At 44.3% G+C, this 17941-nt stretch carries 13 protein-coding genes; 4 read left to right on the top strand and 9 right to left on the bottom strand.

The window, feature by feature from the left end:
* Positions 1-11: 11 nt before the first annotated feature.
* The 7 genes from ACQ96U_RS18770 to pilG form a co-directional block, all read right to left on the bottom strand.
* Positions 12-1097, bottom strand: a complete 1086-nt coding sequence (locus ACQ96U_RS18770; protein WP_431722798.1) for a chemotaxis protein CheB — start codon at positions 1095-1097, stop codon at positions 12-14.
* The gene (locus ACQ96U_RS18765; RefSeq protein ID WP_431722797.1) at positions 1090-7779 is read right to left on the bottom strand and encodes an Hpt domain-containing protein; all 6690 of its coding nucleotides are present in this window, start codon (positions 7777-7779) and stop codon (positions 1090-1092) included. The genes ACQ96U_RS18770 and ACQ96U_RS18765 overlap by 8 nt, the downstream gene beginning before the upstream one ends.
* A 17-nt stretch (positions 7780-7796) precedes the next feature.
* Positions 7797-8660, bottom strand: coding sequence for a CheR family methyltransferase (locus tag ACQ96U_RS18760; protein ID WP_431722796.1), 864 nt, complete (start codon positions 8658-8660; stop codon positions 7797-7799).
* A gap of 66 nt (positions 8661-8726) precedes the next feature.
* Positions 8727-10754, bottom strand: a complete 2028-nt coding sequence (locus tag ACQ96U_RS18755) for a methyl-accepting chemotaxis protein (RefSeq protein ID WP_431722795.1) — start codon at positions 10752-10754, stop codon at positions 8727-8729.
* A gap of 101 nt (positions 10755-10855) precedes the next feature.
* The gene (locus ACQ96U_RS18750) at positions 10856-11398 is read right to left on the bottom strand and encodes a chemotaxis protein CheW (protein WP_431722794.1); all 543 of its coding nucleotides are present in this window, start codon (positions 11396-11398) and stop codon (positions 10856-10858) included.
* A gap of 26 nt (positions 11399-11424) precedes the next feature.
* Positions 11425-11784, bottom strand: coding sequence for a twitching motility response regulator PilH (pilH, locus tag ACQ96U_RS18745; protein WP_094789489.1), 360 nt, complete (start codon positions 11782-11784; stop codon positions 11425-11427).
* Positions 11785-11859: 75 nt separating this feature from the next.
* Positions 11860-12267: a twitching motility response regulator PilG gene (gene pilG, locus ACQ96U_RS18740; protein ID WP_027706675.1), complete on the bottom strand. Its 408-nt coding sequence runs from the start codon at positions 12265-12267 to the stop codon at positions 11860-11862.
* Positions 12268-12587: 320 nt separating this feature from the next.
* Between pilG and gshB the strand changes: the two genes are divergently transcribed.
* The 4 genes from gshB to ruvX all read left to right on the top strand — a co-directional run bounded on the left by gshB (position 12588) and on the right by ruvX (position 15630).
* Positions 12588-13550 carry a glutathione synthase gene (gene gshB, locus ACQ96U_RS18735; RefSeq protein WP_431722793.1) on the top strand — a complete coding sequence of 321 codons (963 nt, stop codon included), beginning with the start codon at positions 12588-12590 and terminating at the stop codon, positions 13548-13550.
* Between the two features lie 113 nt (positions 13551-13663).
* Positions 13664-14539: an energy transducer TonB gene (locus ACQ96U_RS18730; RefSeq protein ID WP_431722792.1), complete on the top strand. Its 876-nt coding sequence runs from the start codon at positions 13664-13666 to the stop codon at positions 14537-14539.
* 53 nt (positions 14540-14592) lie between these two features.
* A complete protein-coding gene (locus tag ACQ96U_RS18725; RefSeq protein ID WP_431722791.1) occupies positions 14593-15168 on the top strand; it encodes a YqgE/AlgH family protein in 576 nt (191 codons plus the stop codon).
* Between the two features lie 27 nt (positions 15169-15195).
* The gene (ruvX, locus tag ACQ96U_RS18720) at positions 15196-15630 is read left to right on the top strand and encodes a Holliday junction resolvase RuvX (protein ID WP_431722790.1); all 435 of its coding nucleotides are present in this window, start codon (positions 15196-15198) and stop codon (positions 15628-15630) included.
* A gap of 73 nt (positions 15631-15703) precedes the next feature.
* On the opposite strand, the gene ACQ96U_RS18715 is transcribed toward ruvX, so the two are convergent.
* Both ACQ96U_RS18715 and ACQ96U_RS18710 read right to left on the bottom strand, forming a co-directional pair.
* Positions 15704-16846 (bottom strand): PilT/PilU family type 4a pilus ATPase, encoded by a 1143-nt coding sequence (locus ACQ96U_RS18715; RefSeq protein ID WP_431722789.1) that lies wholly within the window; start codon positions 16844-16846, stop codon positions 15704-15706.
* A gap of 48 nt (positions 16847-16894) precedes the next feature.
* Positions 16895-17929, bottom strand: coding sequence for a type IV pilus twitching motility protein PilT (locus tag ACQ96U_RS18710; protein ID WP_431722788.1), 1035 nt, complete (start codon positions 17927-17929; stop codon positions 16895-16897).
* Positions 17930-17941 lie beyond the last annotated feature (12 nt).

Here is a 17941-nt window from a genome sequence, read left to right as displayed (position 1 = left end):
TCAAATCATTTCTAGGCGGTTAGTCCAGGATTTTTTTTTATATCAGCTACTAATGTTTCAACCAGTTGTTGAGCAAGCAGTTGAGGTGTACCACTAAAAGCACTAAGCCCCTTCGCCACTATTGCATCAGGCATCGTACTACTTGCACAACTTTCTTTACACTGTGTCCATAGCGGTAGTTTACGTTCAGCATAAAACTCAGCAGCATCAGCACCATCCTGACCCATACCGCTAAAAATTATGGCGCCACATTTTTCCTGAAACCCTGCCAACACATTGAGCATCACCTGATCTATTGAAGGATTATAGGGACCAGGCCAGGTTTCTCCCGTAAACTGAACCGTCTGATCAAAATCAAAGACAATTTCTTGCTCTATAGGTACCACAAGTACTTCACCACTCCGCAGCCGATCCCCTTCAATGACATTTTTCACTTTTAAACAGCTATGTCGACCAACAGAGTTCACTAATACTTCTTCAAAGCTTACATCGATATGTTGTGCATAAACAAAGGCAATGGGTAAATCACCGGGTAGACAATCTAAAAAGGCTTTAACAGCACTCGGCCCTCCCAGCGATGCACCTAATACCCATATTCGTTGAGGCTCATCTGTTGCAAAACCCCTATTCGGTAAATCAGGTAACTCAATAACCTTTTCCCGAGCCTTAAAATCAAGCTTAACGGGGGTTGATAATGTAGGAATCGCTGTACGTTCAACAGATGGTTTATCTTCAACCTGCTCTTGTAATGTGGGAATGACTTCTTGCTCAAGCTTTGCCAGTATCCTCCGTTCCCAACGAGGATATAACTCTGAAGTTCTGGCAGGTGCCTCCCCTTCGCCAAATAGCACAGGTACTTCACTTGCGTCCAATAAGTCATCCAGTGGCTCAGCCCAGCCATCCTCTCCAATTACATCAATGAACCACGCATCAACATTTAGTTCATGGTGGCTTGGCTCAAGACGGTCAGGTGACGTATTGATTAACACATCATAGTGATGAGTTTGCATCAACACTTGCAGTAGATGCCGTTGCAGTGATGAATCTGCAACAACACCTATTTTTCCCCGCCATCCACTATTGCCTTCATTAGGCATCCGTTTTTACCATTCGCTCAATTGTTTCAAGTAAGGGACCTTCCTGGAAGGGCTTACCTAAGTACTCATTGACCCCAATGGCCAATGCCCGCTCCCGGTGTTTCTCGCCAGTACGCGAGGTTATCATAATGATGGGCACACTCTTTAAACGTCTGTCATTGCGGACTGTACTGGCCACTTCAAAGCCATCCATTCTTGGCATTTCAATATCCAGCAACATGACATCCGGCTTGCGATCTTGCAGTAAAGAAATAGCTTCTACACCATCACGAGCCAGTAAGACTTCATAGCCGTTACGCTCTAACAATCGAGAAGTTACCTTACGTACTGTCACTGAGTCGTCAACAACCATAACCAGCGGTACACGATCCACTTTAGCAACAGGTACTTCTTCAATCTCTTCCTCAAGCACTTCTGCAGTAAGCAGAAGGCCTTGGTGAGCGTAGTCAGAGCGTATTAATGCAACCACATCAAGAATGATAACTACTCGACCATCACCCAAAATAGTAGCGCCTGATACACCTTGTAAACTCGCAAATTGGAAGCCAAGACTTTTTACTACAATCTCCCGGCTACCCGCTAAGCTATCAACTTGAAGTGCAACACTGTGTTCAGCCCCGCGCGTCAAAATCACGGGTAATGGTGCCAATGCACCCTGCAAATTAGGCTTACCAGAACGATGTAACAAGTCTCCCAGGTACTTCAGCTTGTAATCCTGACCCGCGTATTCAAAGTCTGGCGCATCATCTTCATAATAAGCTTCAAGTTCATAAGGGCTGACCCGAACTACCCCTTCAATACTGTTTAAAGGAATAGCATATAAATCCTCACCAATGTACACCATCAATGCCCGGTTAACCGATACAGTGAAAGGTAGTCGAACCCGGAATGTTGTTCCTTTACCGGGTGCAGAGTGAATTGTAACTGAACCACCCAGTTGTTTTATCTCACTATGCACAACATCCATGCCCACACCACGACCCGAAATCTGAGTCACAGCACGAGCTGTACTGAAGCCTGCCTCCAAAATGAACTGCAGTATCTCATTGTCAGAAAGGTCAGCCTCGGGGTCCATAAGTCCACGTTCAATGGCTTTTGCTCTGACAGCATCAAGGTTAACCCCACCACCGTCATCACTCATTTCCAATAGAATATCGCCACCTTCACGCGACAAGCTTAGTGTGACTTGCCCTACTGCGTCTTTACCCGCAGCCTTACGCAACTCATCTGACTCGATACCATGGTCAATCGCATTACGTAGCATATGCTCTAAAGGTGCAACCATACGCTCTAATACGGTCCGGTCCATCTCACCTTCAGCGTTCTCGACATTAAACTCAACTTGCTTATCCAGCTCGCTGGAGATCTGCCTGACAATTCGACGTAGCCTTGGCATTAACCGGTTAAAAGGTACCATCCGCGTCTGCATTAACCCTTCTTGCAGCTCAGTATTAACACGTGCCTGCTGCAGTAGAAGTGTTTCAGCATCACGGTTTTTATCAACGAGAGCTTCCTTCAAGTCCATTAAGTCACTGGCAGACTCAAAGAGCGAACGGGATAACTGGGTTAGCTCAGAGTATTGGTCCATTTCTAATGGGTCAAACTCTAAGGCCATTGAAGCCGCTTCAGCTTCGTGCTTAGAAATAATTTGAGTTTGTGTCTCAATATCAAGCCGACGAAGCTGCTCACGTACCCGCTCAATAGTGGTATGCATTTCCTCAAGCGTAAAACTGATATCAGAGATTTGCTGCTCAACCCGACCTCTCGAAATACTGGTTTCCCCTGCAAGGTTAACCAGGCTTTCCAGCAAGTCAGCAGGCACTTTTACCATTTCCTGGGGCTGTCGGGCTTTACCTCCCGCAAGCTTAGCTGCCGAAATCGGTTTCACTTTGGCGGGAATGGTCTCTCCTGGTGATACAACTTCCGGCACCTTGGGTTTTGGTGTAAAGGGTAAAATCTCTGCCGATGGCTCTGTTGTAGGCGCAGGCTTTTCAACAGGTACAGGTTCTCCACCTGACATATGTTTTTTCACATGATCAACATGGGTTTGTAGCTTATCTTGCCGAGTGAAAACATCAGCAAAAAAAGCACCTTCCAAATCAGGTAAACGATTTTGAGCTTGAGTAATAAACATCTCAAACTCATGAGTAAAGTCACCCAACTTAGAAAGTCCTGCGAGACGTGCTCCCCCTTTTAATGTATGAAGCAAACGTAACAACTCATCTGCATACTGACCATTAGCAGGATCTTTCCGCCAAGCATCCGTTGATCGTTCTACACCATCGACCAAGTCAACCGCTTCTTCTAAAAAGATATCCAGTACATCGGTATCCGCCAGCGCCAGATCATCGAGGTCTTGAGCAGTTTCAGGCTCATGAGGACTAACCTCCGCCGGCTCTCCAGTTGCTGACGGAGCCTGTCCTTGTTCCAGCTTTGGTGGGCCTGCTTCCTCAAGCTCGCTCGTTTGTGATAACAGCTTGTGTATATTTGGAATACCACTATCAGGATTAGCTCGATACGTTTTTAATGCATCAATAAGCCAGTCAACATTCCGGCAGTGCCCTTGCGTTTGAAGCTCATCAAGCATGTCTGCCAATAAGTCATGACATGCCAGTAGCAGATCAAAGAGTGGCGTTTCTGTCTTCAAACGACCATCACCTAAACCTTCATAAATAAACTCCAACTCATGACTAAAATCACCAATCTGGGTGATCTCAGCCATTCTGGCACCACCTTTTAGCGTATGCAGATCCCGTTGTAGTTCTTTCACCTCCATGCTGCTTTCTGGATTTTCTATCCACTTCTGCAGAGAGCTGGCTGTGCTTTCCATAATATCACCAGCCTCTTCCAGAAAGATTTCAACAAGTTCAGGATCAATCGAAGGGCCTTTTTCTTCTTCAGTTACCACTGCAGTAGGGGGTTGAACAGGTGCCTGCTCAGCAGAATCAAACTCTTGCGTGCTTAACTCTAATGCTTCTTCACCTAGCTCACCCAATTGAATCAGCTCTTCTGGAACTTCTTCTGGCTCAATATTTAAGGTTTCCAGCTCTCCTTCTGGTAAACCCATATCTATATCAGTATCTACTTCAATAATGGGTAGCGTTTCTTCATCAAGACTTAATGACTCTTCCAAGTCTGCATTTAGATCAATTTCTTCTACTTCAGCAGGCTCCGCCAGCTCAATACTCTCTTCCTGTTCGGCTGTCAGTCTCTGGAGCTGCTGAATGCAGTCAGTAGCAGGCTCAACGGTTTGCACTGCAGCAATACTATCCATCATGCTTATCAACTGTTCATGGCCATTACGAACAGCTTTAAAAAAGTCATCACTTAATGGACATCGCCCTTCAACCACCGCTTTATAAGCATCAATCAGTGCTTCACAAAGATCTGCAACAGGGTCTAGTTCAGCAATTTCTGCGCCTTTAGCTAGTGTTTCCAGCTCCTCCAGAAGCATATTCAGCTCATCGCCGGCAACCGGGTTACGACTCCATTCCTCAAGAATCTCCCCAGCATCCAGCAGTACTTCCATACCTTCAGCTAAAAACATAGAGATAACTTGGGTGTCTTGCTCTACCACCTCATCGTCAGATGTTTCTTCAGCAAACAGTCGCTTATGGATCTGCTCTACATCGTGTATAAACTGATCAAGCCCATCAAGTTGCAAAAGAGGGTTAGCTTTCATTGATGCTAAAGCGACTTCACCAAGATCGACCGCTCTTTGAAGGATAAGAATCACTTCTTGATCTGCTTTAGCCAGATTCGCTCGTAAATCCTTAATCAACTGCTCTAAAGGTGAAACTAGTTGAGCAATACAAACTACACCTGCCATATGAGCACTACCTTTTAAGGTATGAAGTGCTCGCTGCAGTGCTTCATCAATCGCAATAGGTTGTTTGACTTGATGATATTGGGCAACAAACTGCTTAAGCGTTTCAAAGTGAGAAACCGCTTCATCGTGGAAAATATCAAGCAATACTGGATCAAACTCAGGTACGGCCTCACTGGGTAGTGATACTTCCACTTCTTCTGTTGTTGGAAAATCTTCCTCAGTCAATCCCATCTGCAGCAGCTCAAGCTCTTCTGCTACATTGCCTTCCTCTTCTTCAGGCAGTGGAATCCCTTCAATTTCCTCAACAGACTCAGCTTTATGCTCATCTTCCTCTAATATCTGAACTGAGGATTCCCAAATAGCTTCACCTGGTGTTAACTCCTCAGCTTCAAGTGTTGCCTGTTCTTCAGCAAAGTCTTCTTCTGTTATGACCAGCTCTTCTGCTGGCTCCTCAACTTCTGCCGGCTTTTCAAAAGGCAGTCCTTTAGAATAAGCTTCTGCCTCTGCAACAAATGCATCTACATCAGGCGTTTGTTTCTGCTGCTGGTTTTCAAAGTCTTTAACCAGTCCTGGCAACCTACCAGTAACCCGCCTAGCCAGATCAAAAATATCATCACTGATACTGATGGTATTATCGATCACTCGATTCAACATGTTTTCGATAGCCCAAGCGAGCTCACCAACAACAGTTGCACCTACCAAACGACCACTACCTTTTAAGGTATGAAATGCACGCCGTACTTCACCACGCGCATCAGCATCATCAAGGTTACTTTGCCACTTAGGTAAATATTCATTAATCGTTTCTAAAACTTCACCTGCTTCTTCGATGAAGATTTCAATGACTTCATCATCGATCAGGCTTTCCTCTTCTTCATCAACAGGTTCTGGTTCTGCAGTCACTGTTACTGATTCAGGTTCTTCAGGAGGTATTTCAAAAACACCTTCAGTGGGTAACTCATCATCCAGTGCTATAGTTTCTGGCTCTTCTGGGACCTCTATAGCCTCTTCAGTAGTTATTGCCTCTGGCTCTTCAAGCGCTTCAGGCTCTTTTAGTACAGGGCCTTCATCTTCTTCACCTGTAGTATCTGCAGCTTCTTCAGCTTGACGGGCTTCAGCTTCTGCCAATACTTCAGCTTCTGGTCGTACTGGAGGCTGACGCAAGTCATCACTACTAAAACCTAAGTGAACAAGACTTTCTTCAGCGACATCGAGAATCAATTCATTCTGGCTGGTATTGCCTTCAGCAAGCCGCTCTAAATAGTATTCCACACTGGTGATAGCATCAGCGAGAGTATCCAGCGCTTGCCACTGAGGTACTTGTTTTTTATCGAGCAATTGTTCTTTTACATAACGTCGACACGCTGCAATTAATGTTGCAGCTCTTTCCAGTGGAATCATGATCAAGCCGCCACGAACGGCATCCAGAACCTCAGGTACGTTTATTAAGTTCTGATGATTCCACTGCGACGCAATAAACTCGATAATGGCATCTTTGGCTTGCTCAAGCCCATTTCTGGCTTCTCGAATAACTGCCTCATGTGCCTCACTCATCTCAGAGACAGGCACAACACTCTCTGTGACTCGTTGTTTACCTGTAGAGCTATCAATAATTCCCGTCAGGGTTGCTTCTACATAAAGCAAAGAACCCGCGATATCCATAAGAGCAGCATCATCCATCTCTCTGTTACCAGCAACCATCTGTTGCATGATATCAAGCTGCTCCATCAACACTTTACGTGGGATACCAAGCCCTAAAACTGCGATCGTATCAGCAATACGCTTTAGTACAGGTACTTGCTCTTCAAAGTGCGTCATATCACGACGGTCACTGCGAACAAACAAGTCCAGCGCTTCCTTAATACTTGTCAACTCATCAGTTAAGACTGTGACCACAGAAGCCATCGCTTCCTTATCTGGTCCAGAAAACAAGTCTCTTTCCTGATTTAGGGTATCCTCATCAGGCAGTGCCTCAACAAGATTAAAGGCTTCTTTCAATGCTCTAATACGAGGTGTTTCATTATCAGCTTTAGCGACGTAGTACAGTAAATTTTTGAGTAACTCATCAGGGGCTGGTTGATTTAGGGACTCAGGCCCTTCTTCAGTGACCCGTTTTAACTCAATATCAATTTGTCTTAGAAGTGCACGTATAGTTGAACTGTTATGAATCGAACCATTATTGAGTCCATCAATAACGCCTGATGCAATCCACCATAATTGCCCCAAAGGGGTTTTCATGAAAAGCTGCTCAAGCCGATTAAAAACTTTTGCCATGTAGCCTAAGTTTTCTGCCATATGCTGATCACGCAAAATACCAACCATAGCAAACTGATACATCTGGCGAAGTTTACGCACCAATGTATTAAAGCTTTCACCTTTTAACTTCGCTAAAGCAGTATCACTCAGCTTAGGATTTTTTTGGCTTAAGTCAGGAGAGAATAATGATGTTTCAGAAAGGAGGCTTTCACCGCGAGCAGCACGAATATCATTAAGAATAGGCAGTAAAATAACAGGTAAGTCACGGCGTCCACTCTGCACCCTATCCAGATACATGGGTAACTGGAGCATTGCCTGCATGAGTACTTCGTGTGCTTCACCTTTATTGGTGACAGTTTCATCCAGTAAACTTTTAGCGAGCGCCTCCATTTCCTCTGCAAGCAAAGCTGCGCCATAAAATTCCACCATTTGCAAAGTACCATGCACCTGGTGAATATAATTCAAGCAAAAGCGAAGCTTGGTAGAATCCTGGGGGTTTTCCGCATAAGCCTCTAGCGCTTGGCGTGCTTGTTTAAGCGTTTCTTCTATTTCACCTTTAACCCAGTCCAGGGCTACATAGTCGTGGCGATCACCCATAACTACTCCACTTGTCATCAATTCGCTGCCTTATGCTTGATAAAAGCTAAAGCACGATCAGTGTATGCGCGCCGCAGATCTGAGTGCTTCCAATCTACAATTTCCCCTAGTCCTAGTACCAATAACCCCCCTGGTACTAAACGCTCAACTAGGCAGTTCACGATCATTTTGCGCCGCCAACGCCGGAAATAAATCAGTAGGTTTTGGCAAAAAATAATATCCATACCGTACATTGGGGCTTTATTCAGCTCCAAAACATTAACGCGGGAAAAACAAACCCGCTCTTTAAGCTCTGGATTTACCTCAAATTTTTGCTGCCCAATACTTCTAAAGTATCGATCACGAATGTCTGTATCTATATTGTCTAGTTTACGCTGACTATAGATTCCTTGCCTGGCTTTAGCCAAAGCAGGCACACTAATATCCGTTCCAGTTACACCAAAATATTGAGATTTGCCTTGTTTGCCGAGAACTGCATTTGCAAGCATAGCTAGGGAATATGGCTCTTCACCGGTAGCGCAGCCAACACTCCAAATTTCAATAGGCTTGTTGAACTCGCTTACACGTTGGCTCAAGTATTCTTCAACGACTTCAAAGGATGGACGGTGCCGAAAGAAGCTGGTTTCTTGAACAGTCAAACGATCTACAAGAGTTGTCCACTCTTGTGCTGCAGCAGGGCCATTCATAATCTCTTCAAAATAAGTTTGGTAATCTGAATAACCCAACTCTCGCATGCGTATACCAACACTGGTTTGTAAAAACGACTTTCTTTGCTCAGAAATACGCATGCCAGTCCTATCTTCAAGAAGAGACTGCCACTGCTCAAACTGTTGCTGGTCCATGTCAGGCAGTGACTGCATTGACCAATCTTTAGTTATCATGCTCACTTACTTCAGGCGACCCACCTTTGAATTAAACTAAACGATGTTATATACCAAAGGGGGTTATTAACCCTCTGGCAGTTTAAAACCTGCTACCGATTTCCGCATTTCAGTAGCCAGTTCAGCAAGGTGTCCGATAGAGTTAGCAGTCGCATTGGTACCCGCAGAGGTTTGTGCTGTAATCTCTTGAATGACGTTCATCGTATTAGAGATATGACCTGCAGATGAGGCCTGTTGACGTGCTGCGTTAGAAATGTTTTGAATCAAGTCAGCAAGGTTTTTCGATACTTTCTCAATTTCTTCCAGTGCCACACCCGCATCTTGTGCCAAGCGAGCACCTTTAACCACTTCTGAAGTTGTTTGCTCCATCGAGATTACTGCTTCGTTGGTATCGGTCTGAATGGTTTTAACCAACGCTTCAATCTGTTTGGTTGCAGCAGATGCACGTTCCGCCAAGCGCTGTACCTCGTCAGCAACCACCGCGAAACCACGTCCTGCATCCCCAGCCATCGATGCCTGAATCGCCGCATTCAATGCCAGAATGTTTGTCTGGTCAGCAATGTCATTGATCAACGATACGATGTCACCGATTTCTTGAGATGATTCACCCAGACGCTTAATACGCTTAGATGTATCCTGAATCTGTTCACGAATTGTATCCATCCCAGCAATAGTATTTTGTACAACCTCGTTACCTTTATTTGCGATCGCCACCGACCGCTCCGCTACCGCAGCAGACTCAGAGGCGTTAGCAGATACCTGGTCAATCGAAACAGCCATCTCATTAACCGCGGCAGAAGCCCCTGCAATTTCTTGCGCCTGGTGCTCCGCTGCTTCAGCAAGATGCATCGCTGTAGCCTGTGTTTCTTGTGCCGCAGATGCCACTTGTACCGCAGTATGGTTGATGGTTGTTACCAGCTGTCTCAACTGGTCGATAGAGAAGTTGATAGAGTCCGCGATCGCACCCGTGAAATCTTCCGTTACCGTTGCTGATACTGTTAAGTCACCATCCGCCAAGTCAGCAAGTTCGTCCAATAGACGTAAGATAGCGGCCTGGTTTTGCTCGTTATGTTCTGCTTGTTCTTGTAGGCGTTGGCGAGTATCACGTACCATAACCAAACCAATCAAAACGATTGACAATACTGCCAACAGGCCGAATAAGGCACCCGTTTGTGTACTAATAACCCGCTCACCTTCCAAGTTCTCAAACATTTTTACTAACTTAGAAGCATCTTGTAGAAGTAATTGTGAGTCGGCAAAAATTTGATCTGACGCTTCACGCACCTGAAACAACTCAGGGGAAGTTTCAAGAATTTCATCGACACTACCATCAACAAATTCAAACAAGTCAGAAATTTCATTCAATCGGTCGAGCGCTTCACTGTCCGTTACGCGTGTAATACCCAGCTCGCTATCACCATTAATCATCCCGCGTAAAACTCGACCAAACAAACTTGCGTCTCGACCGAAGCTGTCAGCGGCCATAACTGAATCTTCAGTACCTTCCAAAACTTTGTTTACGCTACCCAGGATACGTTCTGCCAACCACGATTGCTTTTGGGCTAGCGCAACCTGTCCTGCAGGCGCATTAGTTTCCAAAAGGATTTCCACCACCTCATCATATTCAATTTGGAGCTGTGGGACTGTCTCAGATAAGGTACCTGCTACATCATGCAGAGAGAGTACCGTATCCTCTGTATTCATGATGTCATTAGCGTTTTTACTCACTCGCTGCCATATTGTTGCTAGGGAATTCATCTGTTTATTTAGCGTTTCTGAATTCTGTTGTGCTACCGCGGGTAATTCATCAGACCCTTTCTGCAACGTAGTGAAACTGGCACTGAAAGCATCATGGGCTTTACGCAGAAGTTTAAATGCATCACTCTTACCTGCTGCAGCCTCTGTAGAGTTTTTTGCTATCTGCTGAGAAAGTACCCGCAACTCCCCTGAGTGACCTATATATTCCTTGTCTTCAGAGGCTTTGTTATTTACATAAAGGAAGTTTGCGATCATCGCAACTAATGAGACAATTAACAGCACAAACAATGCAGCGATTATTTGGCTGGTTTGATTCTTCGCAGATATACCCTTCATATGTAATTGGCCCCCACATGGCCTACAGCTTCTTGTTATGGCACAGTGTTAAACAAAATAATGGTGGTTACGCCACCTGCTGCTTCCTACTACTTCAATTCCTATACAGCAACTTTTGAAAAGCTTGGGTGCTCTGCCAGAGCATACAGGCTAAAAATCAGCCAACGACCATCTTCTCTCTCATAAGAGCCCGTCAGAAAAGACTGAAGCGCTTCTGGTGTGTTGCGTGGTATTTGATCTGAGTAGCCATCAACAGGGAAATGTTGCATCCCCATGACCTCATCAACCACTAATCCGCTAAACAGCTCACCATGTTCAACAACCAGTATGCGCCGGCTTTTTCGTGTAGAAGCCAGCTGATGTCCGAGAAAAGTTGGTAAATCCATTATGGGTAACAATCGTCCACGAACATTCGCGATTCCCTTTACCCAACTTTGTACTCCTGGCAATTGAGTATAGTTAGGAACTGGTAAGATTTCTGCCACTTCACCCATTGGGGCCACAAAGTTCAAGTTAGCAAGACGGAAACCTATTCCACTCCACTGGGCTTTAACTTCGGTTTGGGCTGGAAGACCTGCCGCATGTTGACGGCATCGCCTAGCAATCGATTGAAGAAGCTCAAAAGGATGTTGCACTTCTGACATGATTTAAACCACTCTAACAACCAGCCTCAAAGTACATTATTGAGTGTTTTCACCAAAACAGATTCCTCGACAGGTTTCGTAAGATAATCTTTTGCACCCTGACGTTTACCCCATACGCGATCTGTCTCCTGATCTTTCGTCGTAACAATAATCACAGGTATATGACTAGTGTCGGGATCTTTCGTCAACTGTCGTGTAGCCTGAAAACCATTTAATCCAGGCATAACAATGTCCATTAATACGGCATCTGGCTTCTGATCTCTTGCTAGTGCAACGCCATCAGCGCCGTTATCAGCCTCCAAAACTTCATGGCCGTGCTTTTCTAGCATTTCTTTAAGCTTGTACCGTTCAGTAGGAGAGTCTTCAACAATTAATACTCGAGCCATAAATCCCCCAGCTACAAACATTACCAAAACCACTCCGATACAAAGGAATGGCTCTTAAAAATTACTTAAGTCAAATTACGCATTGGCAGAGGCGCTAGAACTCGTATTAACATGCGCCCGAATTGCCCCAAGTAGCTCTTCTTTGCTAAAAGGCTTAGTGAGATACTGGTCAGAGCCAACAATGCGGCCTTTTGCCTTATCAAACAAACCATCTTTGCTTGATAGCATAATCACAGGTGTCGATTTAAATGCACTGTTATTTTTGATCAGTGCACAGGTTTGATAACCATCAAGGCGTGGCATCATGATATCAACAAAGATGATGTTTGGCTGCGTATCTGCAATTTTAGCCAGGGCATCAAAACCATCAGTCGCAGTCACGACTGTACACCCAACTTTTTTGAGCAGAGTTTCCGCTGTTCGACGAATAGTCTTACTATCGTCAATCACCATCACCTTCAAACTCTTAAAATCATCTTCCATATCTTAAGCCTTCAGCCCAAAGGAAATTACTTTTGTCTCATTAGCAGTGGTTTGACCACTAAAAGTTAGACAGAATTCCGTGCCGTCAAATGTTTTAACACACATTCCTAGTGCAATCTATAAGAAACGTTACGTGTTCAACATTCCTTTATTGTAGCCTCTTGACAAGTATATGAGGGAGCTTCTATTCCTTGAAGCATATTAAGCATATAGCTAGCAACTGTTTACCTTATAAATAGTTTAGCTATCAAATGGCAATAAGGGTAAACTTCATCACCTTAAACATATCTTTAAACTGAAGGCAACACTAGGGTGTGTATATGACAGTACGGCTCGGAATAGTGATGGACCCTATTAAAACTATCAATTATAAAAAAGATAGTTCGTTAGCAATGTTAATTGCCGCACAAAAACGCGGCTGGTCCCTATTCTACATGGAGCCTGAAGATATCTTCCAAAGCCAAGGACAAAGTATGGGCATTGCCAGCCCATTAACTGTGTTTGAGGACCCCAACCACTGGTTTTCTTTGGAGGAACCACAACGCATTCCTTTATCAAGCCTTGATGTTATTTTAATGCGTAAAGATCCACCCTTTGACAATGAATATATTTATGCCTCTTATTTGTTAGAACAAGCCCACAATCAAGGCACCCTGGTTGTCAATAACCCGCAAAGTCTCAGGGACTGCAATGAAAAGTTCTTTGCAACTCAATTCCCGGAATGTGCACCTCCAACGTGTATCTCTCGACGAGTAGACCTGCTCAAAGAGTTTGCTGCTACTTATGGGGATGTTATTTACAAGCCATTGGATGGCATGGGGGGAAGTTCTATTTTCCGTGTACAACCCAATGACCCCAACTTAAGTGTCATTATTGAAACGCTAACACTACACGGCCAGCGCCAGATCATGGCACAACAATATATTCCTGCTATAAAAGAAGGCGACAAACGGATTCTCCTTATAGATGGCAAGCCAATTCCCTATGCGCTTGCACGGGTGCCTGCCAAAGGTGAGCTACGTGGTAACCTGGCCGCAGGAGGCTCTGGTGTTGGCCAACCTCTCTCTGAACGAGACTTATGGATTGCTGAACAAGTTGGCCCTGTTTTACAAGAAAAAGGGCTTATGTTTGTGGGGCTTGATGTTATTGGCGACTTTTTGACAGAAATAAATGTCACAAGTCCTACCTGTATTCGAGAACTTGACGCTATATTTCAATTAGATATCGCTAACGAACTGATGAATTGCATAGAAAAAAAGCTCCAAGCGCGGAGTACTTCATAGACTTTTTCATACAGGGTTGGCAAACTTGCCCCCTTTATCAGCCTCCTGCAGGTTAATATGGGGCAAGGCGCTTCAAACCAAATGGAAGTAAACTAAGCTGGATGAGTAACGGTATGGTTCAAGCGAAAACTCTAGTATCTGCCAATGATCGCCTGCTATTTAACCTTTTTATTGCTTTAGCAGTCCATGCTGCAATAATTTTACTTGTAAGCTTTGACTTACCTGAAAAAAGTGCACCTGTTCAAACACTTGAAATCACTTTAGCCAACTATAAAAGTGATAAAAAAGTGAAAGATTCAGACTTTTTAGCGCAAGCAAACCAAGAAGGTAGTGGAACACAAAAAGAGAAAGCTCTCCCTACAACCAATCGAAAAGCCCAATTTCGTGATAACCAGGTGAGGAAAGTCATCCCTCAACCTCAACCACAAGCGGCTCCTACCCAAAAGCAGCAAAAGTCTAATATCGTCACTACAACCCAAAGCAGTCAGCAAAAGGTTCATAAGCAACAAGAAGAAAAAAAGAAATTAAAGAAAAGCAGCCAAGAAAAAACACGCCAACGCATTGACTTAAGCTCAGAAATTGCGTCTCTTGAAGCTCAGTTTGACCAACAAGTACAAACCTATGCCAAGCGCCCTCGCATTCATCGTTTAACTGCTGCTTCCACAATGCAGGACAAAGGCGCATATTACAAAGATGCTTGGCGTCGTAAGGTTGAACGTGTGGGTAACTTAAACTACCCCCAGGAAGCCAGAGAACGTAAACTGTACGGCAGTCTTCGTTTACTGGTAGCCATAAATGCAGATGGCAGCCTTCATAATATTCAAGTTATGCAATCATCAGGTCATAAGGTTCTTGACTCCGCAGCAATAAAGATTGTTAAAGCTGCAGCACCATACCCTCCTTTTACAGGAGACCTCAACGACGTTGATATCCTTGAGATTATCCGCACCTGGCGGTTTGAAAAGGGTAACTACCTTTCAAGTTTTTAGTTTTTCTTTATTTGGGGCTTGTATTAAAAGAATGAAGCCCCAATACTTTTAGTATGACTACTACATCGACCCAAAGCTTCAAGGATCACTTTTTAATTGCAATGCCGCACTTAAAAGATCCAAACTTTGCTGACTCTGTGACTTACATTTGTGAGCATAATGAGCAGGGAGCAATGGGTATCGTAATTAATCGCCCAACAGGTTTAACTTTGGATGAGATTTTTCGCCAAGTGGGTATTACTCCCTCTCATGGCAATGCTCATGTCAGTGATATTATCTGTGCGGGCGGTCCTGTTGAACTTGAACGAGGCTTTGTACTTCACCCCCCCAGTGATAGTAATTGGGATGCCACCCTGCAAGTCGCTCCAGGTATTCAGCTAACAACATCAAAAGATATCCTATTAGCCATTGCTCAAAATGAAGGCCCTGAAAATGCACTTATCGCACTAGGTTATTCCGGGTGGGATAAAGGTCAACTTGAACAGGAAATTCTCGATAACTCTTGGCTGGTTTGCAAAGCTGATCCAAATATTCTATTCAAAACGCCCATTGGTGACCGTTTGAATGCTGCTGTTGCTGCATTAGGTATTAATCGCAGTATGCTTTCTCCTGTTGCCGGACACGCCTGATCTACTTTGAATACCTCAGAAATTAAAATGACTATACCCTCTACTGTAAAAAGTCTTTTGGCTTTTGACTTTGGGACACAATCAATAGGTGTGGCAACGGGTCAGCGCCTTGTTGGAACAGCCTCTGTTTTACCCCCTATCAAAGCCCGTGATGGTATTCCCAACTGGGATGTCATCGCTGATATCATTAAAGAATGGCAGCCAGATGCTTTTGTGGTAGGCATCCCTTGCAATATGGATGGTACAGAGAGCGAAATGAGCCGAAGAGCAAGAAAGTTTGGTAACCGACTTCACGGCCGCTTCAATAAACCTTGGTTTCCTATGGATGAGCGACTGAGCAGTTTCGAAGCAAAGCAGTATGCTGCTGAGCTAGGACATAAGGGAGATTATGCTTCAAAGCCTATAGATAGTCTTGCTGCACAGCTTATTCTTGAGACCTGGCTGGCTCTGCATCCTATCTAAACCAGCACTTACAAAATCACGGGCTTTTATTCATCTAATGATAATTATTGAACAAGCTATTCCTTTCTTCTAGCTAAAACAGGCGCTGTCTATCCGTATCTTCTTCTTGAATACTAAGGCCACCAGCAACACTATTCAGGTGTTCAGAGTCTGTTTCTGACCCCAGTTTAATCATTAAACGTAAATCATTGGGTGAGTCAGCATGTGCTAGTGCATCTTCATAAGTTATTTCACCATGCACATACAAACTATACAGTGCTTGGTCAAATGTCTGCATACCCAGTTCAGTTGACTTAGTCATTAACGGTTTTAATTCATGAACGGCACCTTTTCGAATAATATCTGAGGCTAATGGGGTGTTGAGTAATACCTCAACAACTGCACGCCGCCCTTTTCCATCCGGTGTAGGCACCAATTGTTGTGCAATAATTGCACGTAGGTTTAACGATAAATCCATCCAAATCTGCCCGTGCCGATCAGCAGGGAAAAAGTGAATAATCCGGTCCAGAGCCTGGTTAGCATTATTTGCGTGCAAAGTAGCAAGACACAAGTGTCCCGTTTCAGCAAAGGCAACAGCATACTCCATGGTTTCTCGGCTTCGAACCTCACCAATCATAATGACATCGGGTGCCTGGCGTAGTGTGTTTTTCAATGCTATTTCAAAACTATCGGTATCAAGGCCCACTTCGCGTTGAGAAATAATACAACCACGATGTTGATGAATGTACTCGATAGGATCCTCAATACTGATTATGTGCCCAGTACTATTGGCATTTCTGTGACCAATCATAGAAGCCAATGAGGTTGACTTACCCGTTCCTGTAGCACCCACAAAAATGATTAATCCGCGCTTAGCCATGGCTAAGTCTTTAATCACATCAGGAAGGCCCAGATCATCCACTTTTGGAATATTTGTTTCAATACGCCGCAACACCATGCCAACAAGGTTACGTTGATAAAAGGCGCTTGCCCGAAAGCGGCCAATCCCTCGTGCGCTTATAGCAAAATTACATTCATGATTTTCTAAAAATTCCTGTTGCTGCTTTTCATTCATTACCCCCAAAACAGTTTCTCTGGTTTTTTCGGGAGACATTGCTGTTTTGGTAACAGGTACAATACGGCCATGAACTTTAATACTGGGTGGTATACCCGCAGTAATAAATAAGTCAGAAGCCGCTTTTTCCACCATCACGCGTAATAACTTCTCAAATTCCATAAAACCAACTCCAATGAAAATGCTGAAAAATCAATAGCGAAAACTCCTTTAAAAGTTCTCAGGTATTTTGGCTTTTTCTTTGGCTGATTCTCTGGAAATCAGGCCACGTTGCAGCAAGTCTTTAAGACATTGATCCAGTGTTTGCATCCCCACACTGGCACCCGTTTGAATCGCTGAGTACATCTGAGCTATCTTGTCCTCACGAATCAGATTTCGAATAGCGGGTGTACCAATCATGATTTCATGGGCAGCAATACGACCACCACCAATTCGTTTTAACAGCGTTTGAGAGATAACAGCCTGCAGTGACTCAGACAACATAGAACGAACCATCGATTTTTCTTGAGCAGGGAATACATCAACCACCCGGTCAATGGTTTTTGCTGCTGAGGTAGTATGCAAGGTCCCAAATACTAAGTGACCTGTTTCAGCTGCTGTCAGGGCTAAGCGGATAGTCTCCAAGTCCCGCATTTCACCGACCAGTATAATATCCGGGTCTTCCCGCAACGCTGAACGCAAGGCTTCAGCAAAGCCTAATGTGTCTCGATGAACTTCCCGCTGGTTAACCAAGCATTTTTTTGACTCATGGACAAACTCAATCGGGTCCTCAATGGTCAAAATGTGCTCATAACGATGTTCATTAATGTAGTCCAACATAGCCGCAAGAGTTGTACTCTTACCGGAACCGGTTGGTCCCGTTACCAGTACAATTCCTCGAGGAATGGCGCAGACATTTTTAAATGTTTGTCCCATGCCCAACTCTTCCATAGTGAGCACTTTAGAAGGAATGGTCCGAAATACTGCACCTGCACCACGGTTCTGGTTAAATGCGTTAACCCTGAAACGAGCAACACCTGGCACCTCAAATGAAAAGTCTGTTTCCATAAACTCTTCATAATCACGGCGTTGCTTATCATTCATAATATCGTAAATCAAACCATGGACTGTTTTATGCTCCATGGGTGGGAGATTGATGCGACGAACATCGCCATCAATCCTAATCATAGGAGGCAATCCTGCAGAAATATGAAGGTCTGATGCACCCTGTTTTGCACTAAATGCCAACAACTCAGTGATATCCATTTGAGTTCCCCA

It is taken from the genome of Zooshikella sp. RANM57 (genome assembly GCF_050749885.1).
In the GTDB taxonomy this organism is placed as follows: domain Bacteria; phylum Pseudomonadota; class Gammaproteobacteria; order Pseudomonadales; family Zooshikellaceae; genus Zooshikella.
Note: the sequence above shows the minus strand (reverse complement) of the source record. Positions and strands in the feature narration are given on the sequence as shown.

Bases quoted from the DNA above. Each gene is read 5' to 3' on its own strand.
- ACQ96U_RS18710 (WP_431722788.1), bottom strand. From the start codon at position 17,929: ATGGATATCACTGAGTTGTTGGCATTTAGTGCAAAACAGGGTGCATCA.
- pilH (WP_094789489.1), bottom strand. From the start codon at position 11,784: ATGGCTCGAGTATTAATTGTTGAAGACTCTCCTACTGAACGGTACAAG.
- ACQ96U_RS18750 (WP_431722794.1), bottom strand. From the start codon at position 11,398: ATGTCAGAAGTGCAACATCCTTTTGAGCTTCTTCAATCGATTGCTAGG.
- ruvX (WP_431722790.1), top strand. From the start codon at position 15,196: ATGACTATACCCTCTACTGTAAAAAGTCTTTTGGCTTTTGACTTTGGG.
- ACQ96U_RS18755 (WP_431722795.1), bottom strand. From the start codon at position 10,754: ATGAAGGGTATATCTGCGAAGAATCAAACCAGCCAAATAATCGCTGCA.
- ACQ96U_RS18760 (WP_431722796.1), bottom strand. From the start codon at position 8,660: ATGATAACTAAAGATTGGTCAATGCAGTCACTGCCTGACATGGACCAG.
- ACQ96U_RS18725 (WP_431722791.1), top strand. From the start codon at position 14,593: ATGACTACTACATCGACCCAAAGCTTCAAGGATCACTTTTTAATTGCA.
- ACQ96U_RS18715 (WP_431722789.1), bottom strand. From the start codon at position 16,846: ATGGAATTTGAGAAGTTATTACGCGTGATGGTGGAAAAAGCGGCTTCT.
- gshB (WP_431722793.1), top strand. From the start codon at position 12,588: ATGACAGTACGGCTCGGAATAGTGATGGACCCTATTAAAACTATCAAT.
- ACQ96U_RS18765 (WP_431722797.1), bottom strand. From the start codon at position 7,779: ATGGGTGATCGCCACGACTATGTAGCCCTGGACTGGGTTAAAGGTGAA.
- pilG (WP_027706675.1), bottom strand. From the start codon at position 12,267: ATGGAAGATGATTTTAAGAGTTTGAAGGTGATGGTGATTGACGATAGT.
- ACQ96U_RS18730 (WP_431722792.1), top strand. From the start codon at position 13,664: ATGGTTCAAGCGAAAACTCTAGTATCTGCCAATGATCGCCTGCTATTT.
- ACQ96U_RS18770 (WP_431722798.1), bottom strand. From the start codon at position 1,097: ATGCCTAATGAAGGCAATAGTGGATGGCGGGGAAAAATAGGTGTTGTT.